Source organism: Pseudohongiella acticola (assembly GCF_001758195.1).
Taxonomy (GTDB): Bacteria; Pseudomonadota; Gammaproteobacteria; order Pseudomonadales; family Pseudohongiellaceae; genus Pseudohongiella; species Pseudohongiella acticola.
Map to the genome: position 1 here is coordinate 410,843 of NZ_MASR01000002.1, position 10,685 is coordinate 421,527.

The 10,685-nt window shown below is 51.5% G+C and carries 8 protein-coding genes and 2 rRNA genes; 4 read left to right on the forward strand and 6 right to left on the reverse strand.

The genetic code is table 11. From position 1 onward, the window contains the following. Positions 1–4: 4 nt before the first annotated feature. Positions 5–1,807 (reverse strand): sodium-extruding oxaloacetate decarboxylase subunit alpha, encoded by a 1,803-nt coding sequence (gene oadA / locus PHACT_RS16445; RefSeq protein ID WP_070118903.1) that lies wholly within the window; start codon positions 1,805–1,807, stop codon positions 5–7. A 100-nt stretch (positions 1,808–1,907) separates the two neighbouring features. Beyond that, positions 1,908–2,174, reverse strand: coding sequence for an OadG family protein (locus PHACT_RS14140; RefSeq protein WP_070118904.1), 267 nt, complete (start codon positions 2,172–2,174; stop codon positions 1,908–1,910). 171 nt (positions 2,175–2,345) lie between these two features. On the opposite strand from PHACT_RS14140, the gene PHACT_RS14145 reads away from it, so the two are divergent. From PHACT_RS14145 to PHACT_RS14160, 4 genes are all read left to right on the forward strand, one after another. After that, on the forward strand, positions 2,346–2,921 hold the full coding sequence (locus PHACT_RS14145) for an NnrU family protein (RefSeq protein WP_070118950.1): 576 nt from the start codon (positions 2,346–2,348) through the stop codon (positions 2,919–2,921). Positions 2,922–3,069: 148 nt separating this feature from the next. Then, positions 3,070–3,234, forward strand: a complete 165-nt coding sequence (locus tag PHACT_RS14150; RefSeq protein ID WP_070118905.1) for a DUF1328 domain-containing protein — start codon at positions 3,070–3,072, stop codon at positions 3,232–3,234. A gap of 62 nt (positions 3,235–3,296) precedes the next feature. After that, positions 3,297–3,857, forward strand: coding sequence for a BON domain-containing protein (locus PHACT_RS14155; protein ID WP_083264661.1), 561 nt, complete (start codon positions 3,297–3,299; stop codon positions 3,855–3,857). A gap of 225 nt (positions 3,858–4,082) precedes the next feature. Next, entirely contained in the window at positions 4,083–4,832 is a 750-nt protein-coding gene (locus PHACT_RS14160) for a Crp/Fnr family transcriptional regulator (RefSeq protein ID WP_070118907.1), read from the forward strand. Between the two features lie 74 nt (positions 4,833–4,906). Here the strand turns inward: PHACT_RS14160 and PHACT_RS14165 are convergent, their stop codons facing one another. The 4 genes from PHACT_RS14165 to PHACT_RS14180 form a co-directional block, all read right to left on the reverse strand. Further along, the gene (locus PHACT_RS14165) at positions 4,907–6,220 is read right to left on the reverse strand and encodes an ammonium transporter (RefSeq protein WP_070118908.1); all 1,314 of its coding nucleotides are present in this window, start codon (positions 6,218–6,220) and stop codon (positions 4,907–4,909) included. A 45-nt stretch (positions 6,221–6,265) separates the two neighbouring features. Next, positions 6,266–6,604 (reverse strand): P-II family nitrogen regulator, encoded by a 339-nt coding sequence (locus tag PHACT_RS14170; protein ID WP_070118909.1) that lies wholly within the window; start codon positions 6,602–6,604, stop codon positions 6,266–6,268. Positions 6,605–7,243: 639 nt separating this feature from the next. Continuing rightward, positions 7,244–7,359 (reverse strand): 5S ribosomal RNA (gene rrf / locus PHACT_RS14175). Positions 7,360–7,579: 220 nt separating this feature from the next. After that, a 23S ribosomal RNA gene (locus PHACT_RS14180) occupies positions 7,580–10,472 on the reverse strand. Positions 10,473–10,685 lie beyond the last annotated feature (213 nt).

Sequence of the window (10,685 nt, forward strand, 5' to 3'; positions counted from 1 at the left end):
TGTATTACTCCAGTGTCACCAGGGCGTCGCCTGCGCTAACGCTTTCACCCTCATCCACATGGACTGTGCGGACAACGCCGGCACGATTACAGCGGATCTCGGTTTCCATTTTCATGGCTTCGAGGACCAGCAATACATCGCCGTCTGCCACTTCTGAGCCTTCTGTCGCCACGATACGATAAACGCTGCCTGACAACGGCGCATTGATGTCATGCCCCTCGCCGCCACTCGGCGCTGAGCCGGTATCGGGTTTCCCGGCAGTGGAGGCTTCCTTCATCTCCGTTACATCACCGCCAGCGCTGACTTTAACGACATAGCTTTTGCCGTCCACTTCTACTGTGTAGACGCCGTTGTCTGCAACGGGCTTTCCACCCGCTGACGGCTCTCCACCCGCCGACGGCGCAGCCTGGTCGGCATCGGGGGCGGGCTCAAACGCATCGGGATTATGACGGTTCTGGAAAAATTTCAGCGCCGGTTGCGGAAACAGCGCGTAAGTCAATGTGTCATCAATATCATTTTCCAGTTTGAAACCTTTTTCACTGGCGATACCTGACAGCTCGTCTTTCAGTCGATCAAATTCGGGCTTCAGCAGGTCAGCGGGGCGACAGGTTACCGGATCATTGCCGTCCAACACCTTTTCACGAAGCTCGGCATTCACTGGAGCAGGCGTGGCGCCGTATTCTCCTTTCAGGACACCTTCTGTTTCCTTGGTAATATTCTTGTAGCGCTCACCGCCGAGGACATTCAGTACCGCCTGGGTTCCGACAATCTGTGAGGTAGGTGTCACCAGCGGAATAAAGCCCAGGTCCTCGCGGACTTTGGGTATCTCATCAAGCACTTCGTCAAGGCGATCCGTGGCTTTCTGTTCTCGCAACTGGTTTTCCAGATTGGTCAGCATGCCACCAGGCACCTGTGCCACCAGAATTCGTGAATCAATGCCTTTCAATGCACCTTCAAAGCGTGCGTACTTTTTGCGGATCTGACGGAAGTATGATGCAATTTCTTCCAGCAGCTCAATATCCAGACCTGTTGCGCGATCGGTTCCCTGAAGCATGGCGACCATGGTTTCAGTCGGAGTATGCCCATAGGTGAGACTCATCGAGGAAATCGCGGTATCCAGATTATCGATACCCGCCTCGACGGCTTTGATATAGGTCGCCGTCGACAGCCCGGTGGTTGCGTGACACTGCATATGAACCGGTATGGAGATGGTTTTCTTGAGACCGGTAATCAGTTCGTAGGCCGTATACGGCGCGAGCAGACCGGCCATATCCTTGATGCAGAGTGAGTCTGCGCCCATATCCTCAATTTCACGCGCCATACTCAGCCAGGAATCTATCGTGTGGACTGGGCTGATGGTGTAGGACATGGTGCCCTGGGCATGGCGTTCCTGTTTTTTCACCGCGCTGATCGCGCGCTCGAGATTGCGCATATCATTCATCGCATCAAAAACCCGGAACACATCAACGCCGTTGACCGCAGCGCGCTCAACGAAACGATCGACAATGTCATCGGCGTAATGCCGGTAGCCCAGTATATTCTGACCTCGCAGCAACATTTGCTGCGGCGTATTGGGCATGGCCTCTTTCAATTTGCGAATACGCTCCCAGGGGTCTTCACCCAGGTAGCGGATACAGGCGTCAAACGTAGCACCGCCCCATGATTCCAGCGCCCAGAAACCGACCTTGTCCAGTTTCTCCGCAATGGGCAACATGTCGTCAAGCCGCAGCCTGGTTGCCAGAAGTGATTGGTGCGCGTCGCGCAGAATGACGTCAGTGATGCCTAACGGCTTTTTAATATCGCTCATGGACCCTCGCCCTTCTTGTTATTCTATCGCGCAGCAAAAAAACTGGCGCAATATGATTCCCCAAAAAAGCACGCCGCAAATACCCTGCGGGCGCAGTGTATTAGTCGCCAGAACCGGAACGGTGCTGACGTATGGCTGCACTGATGACGGCAACCAGTTTTCCCTGATCTGTGGCGGCAGACGAGGACTGCGGCGCCGTTTTCCTGCCGGCTCGTCGCCGCGGCGCCACCAGCGCCGGTGCCGGCATGTAGCGCTGCACCAGAGTCGACATTAATGTGGTCAGAATAACCAGTAGAATCAGGAAGGTGAAAACGAAACCCATACCGTAGAGGGCAAGGTTGAAACCAGCAATGATAAGCTCAGACATGCAATCTATCCATCTCTCTCAAGAAGGAGCATCATACTAAATATAACGGACTAGTGCTAACGGCATCTAATGGCACCGGCCCCGACACCGCAGGCATGCATCTCTTGCTACATCCGGCAAGACTTGAGTATCCTGCGTTACAAACAAATCGAATTATTGGAAACACATATTATGGCGCTGCTGATTGCGGGACTTTTTTTATTTCTGGGCATGCATTTCACGGGCATTCTCGCCCACGGCTGGCGTCAAACCATGGTCAGTAAAACCGGGCCTGGTAGCTGGAAACTGCTTTATTCGGTGGTTTCACTGACCGGCCTGATCCTGATCATCATTGGATACGGCGCAGCCCGGGCAGAACCGGATTTTCTGTGGGCAGCACCCGTGTGGGCGCGCCACCTGGCCATGCCATTGACCCTGTTAGCGTTTATCCTGCTCGCTGCCACCTATGTACCCGGCAACCGTATCAAGGCCAGGCTGGGGCACCCCATGCTGGCGGCCGTAAAAATTTGGGCGCTTGCGCACCTGCTGGCCAATGGCACAGTGGCTGACTTATTACTTTTCGGCAGTTTTCTGGTTTGGGCCATCGTCGGATTTGCGGTATTACGGCGCAGAGACCGACAACAGGGTGTCACCAGAACGGGTACCGTTAAAGGCGATATCCTGACGGTAGGTGCAGGTATCGCTGCCTGGGCAGTTTTTGCCATGATCCTGCATGCCGCCTTGATTGGGGTCAGCCCACTGCCGTGATCGCCTTCAGCATCTTCCCCTGCCTCTGCCTGTCAAATAGCCCCGTCTGCCTGCGAAAAAGCTTGGCAACGTACTTTAACCTGCGTTAAAGACTTGACCTTAAAAAGAGTCTATGGTCAACGTACACTCATTGACGAGGAGAGTAAAAATGCTTGGATGGGCATTAACATTTCTTATTATCGGTATCGTTGCCGCCTTGTTCGGCTTGTCTGGCATCGCCGGCGCCGCGACCAATATCGCGTGGATACTGTTTGTCGTAGGCCTGATTCTGGCCCTGTTCTTCTTCATATCCGGTCGTCGACCGCCGCCTTAACCATGATAACGCATGGCTAATCGCGTGTTTGACTGACTCAATCGTATTGATAGGAGATCACTATGTTACGCAAGAAGCTTATACGAACGATCATGATTGCAAACCTGACTTTAGTGGGCGCCACATCAGCGTATGCCGACGACGACAACGGTCGCATCACGGAAGCGCGGATCAACGGACAGATCTGGGGCACCTATGCAGTCAATACCGAGCTAAATCCGTTCGACCTTGATATTGACGTCTCGGGAGACACGGTGACGTTGACCGGCGCAGTGGACCATGACGCCAAAAGCCAGCTAGCGGAAGAAATAGCACTGGGCATTGATGGTGTCAACGAGGTCAATAACCGAATTACCGTCCAGCCGGACAGCCGACGAGCGGAGGATGACCCTGAACGCTCCTTTGGCCAACTGGTCAGCGATGCCACCACAACAGCAACCGTCAAATCCAAATTACTGATGGACGATGACGTTGCCGGACTGGAAATCGACGTAACCACAAAAGATGATGTGGTCACCCTGACTGGTGACGTTGATTCCACCATGCTCAGCAGCCGGGCTCGGGAACTTGCCTCGCAAACCGACGGTGTCGATCGAGTAATCAACAACATTGCAGTCCGTTAATCCGGACAGGAATTCGCTTAGAGGTATGATGACCAAGGAATGGCTGTCATTAAGCGGTTAGTTAAGGATTAAAATGGACTTCGCAGGAAGCGGTATAAGCGACGATAGCCCCGCGGGGCTATCGTCGCTTATAAATTTGATGCGGCCCTAGTGGCCTTGACTGTCCTCGGGTCCTCTGGATAAGATTCAGCATCCCGCACAGAAGCGACCGTATCGGGCTGGATCATGGAAAACATCAGCAAGAGCTGTATTGTCGGACGATTCAAGACTCTTACCAAGCTTGATGAATCAGAAATCAATTTGCTCAACGCTCTGGAAGACGACCCACGCGAATATTCCCAGGATGCCATTCTGGCGAGTATTGGAAGTCCAGCGAATCGCTTTTTTACTCTGAAGACCGGCTGGGCCTGCGCCACTCGAACCCTCGCTAATGGCCAACGCCAGATACTGGACATTTTTCTTCCCGGCCAAATTATGGGACTCAGAGAAATGAGTTTCGAACACAATTTGTCCGAATTCACCGCGCTGACTGACATTATCGCCTGCCCGTTTCCGAGACAGAAATTAAGCGATATCTTTGAACAATCACCAAAACTGACCGACCTCTTTTTCATGACCATGGCTCAGGAACAGTCCATGTTAATTGAGCGGGTTGTAAACATTGGCCGGCGCAGCGCGGCAGAAAGACTTGCACACCTGATGGTAGAGCTGAAGGTCCGTCTGAATCAGACAAGCGATGAATTTGCACTGCCTCTGAATCAGACTGTCATCGGCGACACGCTGAGCATGACGTCAGTGCATGTCAGCCGCACATTCAAATTACTGGCTGAGAAAGAGCTAATATATCGCACGAACGGCTCTGTCAAAATCAAGGACCTCGATGCCCTGATTGATTTTGCCGGTTTTGATCGATCTTATCTGGAAGGTCATTGCCACTGGATCAAACAGATCGATCAATCAGCGGCAACGCTATAATCTTTCCAGCCCGGCGTCGCCTGATATTGCCCTGATATTCAGGGCAATAAACAGACAGCGACCTGGTTACCCGATTACATCGAATAACCTTTTTCATCATGATCAGCGATGTCCAGACCGGTTTGTTCCTGCTCTTGCGTAACACGGTTGCCATTGGTGAGTATGCCAACAACTTTCATCAGGACAATGGTGACGACAGCGGTGTAGACGCCAGTAGCAAGGATTCCCAGTGCTTGCACACCTAGCTGGGAGCCCAGCGCCATACCTTCGGCATAACCATTGCCGCTGAATACGCCGAGCTCCTGTGATACAAATACTGCCGCTAACAGCGTGCCCAGGATACCGCCGACTCCGTGTACCGGAAATACATCCAGAGAGTCATCAATCTTAAGTTTGTGTTTAAGGAAGATAGTGGCGAAATAGCACAAAAAGCCGCCCATCACACCTATGACCATGCCGCCAGCTGGACCTACCGATCCGGCGGCGGGCGTGATCGTAGCGAGACCTGCAATCAGGCCTGTAACCGCGCCCAGACCGCTGGGCTTGCCATGTCTGATCCATTCAATACACATCCAGGTCAGGGCGCCTGCCGATGCCGACATGTGTGTCGCCAGCAATGCCATGCCGGCACTGCCATTGGCCGCCAGAGCACTACCGGCATTAAAACCATACCAGCCAACCCAGAGCATTCCCGCCCCGGTAATGGTCATGGTGAGGTTATGTGGGATCATGGCAGTCGTGAGGAAACCCCGACGTTGCCCGAGCATTACTGCCATCACTACCGCAGCCACACCGGCAGTGACGTGAACCACCGTGCCACCCGCGAAGTCAATCAGTCCCATCTGGAATAACCAGCCGTTGCTGTTCCATACCCAATGACACACCGGAAAGTACACCAGTGTTGACCAAAGAATGACAAACAGCATCAAGGAGGAAAACTTCATGCGTTCAGCAAAGGCACCCACAATCAACGCTGGAGTGATAATGGCAAAAGTCATCTGAAAGGCAGCAAAAAGTGGCTCAGGTATGTCACCCCATAAAGAGTCCACAGAAACGCCGGCAAAAAAGGACTTGCTGAGACCGCCCCACCAGCCACCTTCTGCAGGACCAAAGGCAATACTGTAGCCATACAGCAGCCAGAGCACGGAAATGACCGCTGCAATGGAGAAACACTGCATCAACACCGACAATACGTTTTTACTGCGAACCAATCCGGCATAAAACAGCGACAAACCAGGCACCGTCATGAACAGCACCAGTGCCGTGGCAGTCAGAATCCAGGCCGTATTGGCACCATTCAGGCCCTCCTGAGCAAACGCCAGTGAAGGAAGTACCGATAACACCAAAGCGACTATTGCAGTCGATCTTATTGTTTTAGATTTAAACATAATGAATATTTTCCGTTTCAGAAACCAAAATTATAGAATGCTGTTTTACACTGCAGCGTCGCCTGTTTCACCAGTACGGATGCGAACAACCTGCTCCAGCGCCACAACAAATATTTTGCCATCACCGATTTTGCCAGTGCCCGCTGCGTTGCAAATAGCCTCGACGGCCTGGTCAACGCGCTCATCAGAAACAGCCACTTCTATTTTGGTTTTCGGCAAAAAATCAACAACATACTCAGCGCCACGATAAAGTTCGGTATGACCTTTCTGTCGACCAAAGCCTTTAACTTCCGTTAAAGTCATACCACTAACGCCAAGTTCATTAAGCGCCTCGCGGACATCATCAGCCTTGAATGGTTTGATAATTGCGGTAATCAGTTTCATGACAACTCTCCCAACGGGTTTTGCCGCATGCGAACAAAAGCCTGCTTTCTGGTTAGCTCACGAATCATATCGCCTGGAAATGACTGATCAATGGGGTGAACACCGACCCTGACAACAACTGCACCAGACATAAGCACAATTCATGAATAAAGCACTTTTATAGTGCATTTTTACAATGTGGTACGTAATTTAACGTATCTGTCATTGCTCAATCATAAAGCAGCAAAAATCAGGCCCAGATCGTGGAAATTCATCCTTTATGGCCAAGCAGTTGTTTTAAATAAAATTATTTGAGCTCTTCAGGAGTCAAAGCAGGCAACACTAAAGGATGTTTTCGCACCATTTAGGTGCGCTGATGGGCGGCGCTTACGCACATTTTTTGCGCATAGACTTAGAATCTGTAAACGCCAGGCAAAAAAAAGGGCCACCCCGTATGGGGTGGCCCTTTTTCGCTTATTAATGCCTGACGATGGCCCAGCCCCGCATCACAGATGCGGGTCGTTCGCTACGCTAAGCAAGCGATGCTTGCTTTGCCCTAGGGGCACCGCGGCTCACCCTACTCTCCCGTAGGACATCGTCAATCGGCGAACAAAAAAAAAGGGCCACCCCGCATGGGGTGGCCCTTTTTCGCTTATTAATGCCTGACGATGTCCTACTCTCACATGGGGAGACCCCACACTACCATCGGCGCTGAGTACTTTCACTTCTGAGTTCGGGATGGGATCAGGTGGTTCATACTCGCTATGGTCGTCAGGCAAACCGTTGATGCACATGCGCTGTTGTCAGCATGCCATCGTTTACCCTTTGACAATCTGATGAATGAAGATTGTGTTCTGTTTTTGCTGAATCGGCTCTCTAGCGTCTTTAGACTCACTAGCACAGCGCTTTATACAAGCTCTATCTGTATCAATCAAAGCTGTTTGTCTCATATAACCGGTTGCTTACATCTTGATGGATGCAAAAACCTGCGATTATATGGTCAAGCCTCACGTGCAATTAGTACTGGTTAGCTCAATGCATCACTGCACTTACACACCCAGCCTATCAACGTCGTGGTCTTCAACGGCACTTTAGGGGGATTAAATCCCCAGGGAGATCTCGTCTTGAGGGGGGCTTCCCGCTTAGATGCTTTCAGCGGTTATCCTGTCCGAACGTAGCTACCGGGCAATGCCACTGGCGTGACAACCCGAACACCAGAGGTTCGTCCACTCCGGTCCTCTCGTACTAGGAGCAGCTCCTCTCAAATCTCCAACGCCCACGGCAGATAGGGACCGAACTGTCTCACGACGTTCTAAACCCAGCTCGCGTACCACTTTAAATGGCGAACAGCCATACCCTTGGGACCGGCTTCAGCCCCAGGATGTGATGAGCCGACATCGAGGTGCCAAACACCGCCGTCGATGTGAACTCTTGGGCGGTATCAGCCTGTTATCCCCGGAGTACCTTTTATCCGTTGAGCGATGGCCCTTCCATTCAGAACCACCGGATCACTATGACCTACTTTCGTACCTGCTCGAGCCGTCGCTCTCGCAGTCAAGCACCCTTATGCCATTACACTAAATGAGCGATTTCCGACCGCTCTTAGGGTACCTTCGTGCTCCTCCGTTACTCTTTGGGAGGAGACCGCCCCAGTCAAACTACCCACCACACACGGTCCTCGTCCCCGTTTCAGGGACTGAGTTAGAACCTCAACAATACCAGGGTGGTATTTCAAGGATGACTCCACGACAGCTAGCGCTGCCGCTTCAAAGTCTCCCACCTATCCTACACAGATAGTGTCAAAGTCCAGTGTGAAGCTATAGTAAAGGTTCACGGGGTCTTTCCGTCTAGCCGCGGGTACACTGCATCTTAACAGCGATTTCAATTTCACTGAGTCTTGGGTGGAGACAGCGCCGCCATCATTACGCCATTCGTGCAGGTCGGAACTTACCCGACAAGGAATTTCGCTACCTTAGGACCGTTATAGTTACGGCCGCCGTTTACCGGGGCTTCGATCAAGAGCTTCGCCTAAGCTAACCCCATCAATTAACCTTCCGGCACCGGGCAGGCGTCACACCCTATACTTCCTCTTACGAGTTTGCAGAGTGCTGTGTTTTTAATAAACAGTTGCAGCGGCCTGGTCACTTCGACTCTCCTCAGCTTACGCAGTAAATGCTTCACCAAAAAGAGCGTACCTTCTCCCGAAGTTACGGTACCATTTTGCCTAGTTCCTTCACCCAAGTTCTCTCAAGCGCCTTGGTATTCTCTACCTGATCACCTGTGTCGGTTTACAGTACGGTCGTCTGTTATCTGAAGCTTAGAAGGTTTTCCTGGAAGCATGGCATCAACCACTTCTCTCACTAAAAAGTAAGATCGTCATCAGTTCTCGGCCTTAGCAACCCGGATTTACCTAAGTCACCAGCCTACAACCTTAAACGCGGACTACCAACGCCGCGCTGGCCTAGCCTTCTCCGTCACTCCATCGCAATAACAGCCGGTATCGGAATTTTAACCGATTTCCCATCGACTACACCTTTCGGTCTCGCCTTAGGGGCCGACTCACCCTGTCCCGATTAACGTTGGACAGGAAACCTTGATCTTCCGGCGGAGGGGTTTTTCACCCCTCTTATCGTTACTCATGTCAGCATTCGCACTTGTGATACCTCCAGCAAACCTCTCGATTCACCTTCAACGGCCTACACAACGCTCCTCTACCATATGTGCCTAAGCACACATCCGCAGCTTCGGTTATCAGTTTGAGCCCCGTTATATCTTCCGCGCAGGCCGACTCGACTAGTGAGCTATTACGCTTTCTTTAAAGGATGGCTGCTTCTAAGCCAACCTCCTAGCTGTCTAAGCCTTCCCACATCGTTTCCCACTTAACTGATATTTGGGACCTTAGCTGGCGGTCTGGGTTGTTTCCCTCTTGACGACTGACGTTAGCACCCGCCGTCTGTCTCCCGTGATAAAACTTACTGGTATTCGGAGTTTGCATCGGGTTGGTAAGTCGGGATGACCCCCTAGCCGACACAGTGCTCTACCCCCAGCAGTCAATTCCACGAGGCTCTACCTAAATAGATTTCGAGGAGAACCAGCTATCTCCGGGCTTGATTAGCCTTTCACTCCGACCCACAGCTCATCCGAATCTTTTTCAACAGATTACGGTTCGGTCCTCCAGTGCCTGTTACGGCACCTTCAACCTGGCCATGGGTAGATCGCCCGGTTTCGGGTCTAATGCCAGCAACTATTTCGCCCAGTTAAGACTCGGTTTCCCTACGGCTCCCCTATACGGTTAACCTTGCTACTGACATTAACTCGCTGACCCATTATACAAAAGGTACGCAGTCACAGAACAAGTCTGCTCCTACTGCTTGTACGTACGCGGTTTCAGGGTCTATTTCACTCCCCTCACCGGGGTTCTTTTCGCCTTTCCCTCACGGTACTAGTTCACTATCGGTCAGCCAGGAGTATTTAGCCTTGGAGGATGGTCCCCCCATATTCAGTCAAAATTACACGTGTTTCGACCTACTCGTTTTCATTAAAACAGCATTTTCGTGTACGGGGCTATCACCCACTGTCGCCGGACTTTCCAGACCGTTCCACTAACACTGATCTAACTTAAGGGCTAATCCCCGTTCGCTCACCGCTACTTAGGGAATCTCAATTGATTTCTTTTCCTGCAGGTACTGAGATGTTTCAGTTCCCCGCGTTCGCCTCCATAACCTATGTATTCAGTTATGGATGACCCACAAGTGGGCCGGGTTTCCCCATTCGGACATCTCCGGATCAAAGCCTGTTTGACGGCTCCCCGAAGCATTTCGCTGCCTACCACGTCCTTCATCGCCTCTGGCTGCCAAGGCATCCACCACGTACGCTTAATTGCTTGACCATATAACCTCAGACTCTTACATCTTCAGCCACACAGACAAACTCGCCTTCGATCGTACAGAATAGTTTGCGCTTGTATAAATTTAATTCAGCAATAAACACTTTATCAACCATACAATCAATACTAAAACGCTCATCACAGATCGTCTCTGCAATAAACAGTATCAACTGTATCGTCTATAAATTGTCTTCATTCATCGATTGTTAAAGAACA

Excerpts from the sequence above, each read along its gene's own strand:
- oadA (WP_070118903.1), bottom strand. The coding sequence starts at position 1,807 with ATGAGCGATATTAAAAAGCCGTTAGGCATCACTGACGTCATTCTGCGC.
- PHACT_RS14140 (WP_070118904.1), bottom strand. The coding sequence starts at position 2,174 with ATGTCTGAGCTTATCATTGCTGGTTTCAACCTTGCCCTCTACGGTATG.
- PHACT_RS14145 (WP_070118950.1), top strand. The coding sequence starts at position 2,346 with ATGGCGCTGCTGATTGCGGGACTTTTTTTATTTCTGGGCATGCATTTC.
- PHACT_RS14150 (WP_070118905.1), top strand. The coding sequence starts at position 3,070 with ATGCTTGGATGGGCATTAACATTTCTTATTATCGGTATCGTTGCCGCC.
- PHACT_RS14155 (WP_083264661.1), top strand. The coding sequence starts at position 3,297 with ATGTTACGCAAGAAGCTTATACGAACGATCATGATTGCAAACCTGACT.
- PHACT_RS14160 (WP_070118907.1), top strand. The coding sequence starts at position 4,083 with ATGGAAAACATCAGCAAGAGCTGTATTGTCGGACGATTCAAGACTCTT.
- PHACT_RS14165 (WP_070118908.1), bottom strand. The coding sequence starts at position 6,220 with ATGTTTAAATCTAAAACAATAAGATCGACTGCAATAGTCGCTTTGGTG.
- PHACT_RS14170 (WP_070118909.1), bottom strand. The coding sequence starts at position 6,604 with ATGAAACTGATTACCGCAATTATCAAACCATTCAAGGCTGATGATGTC.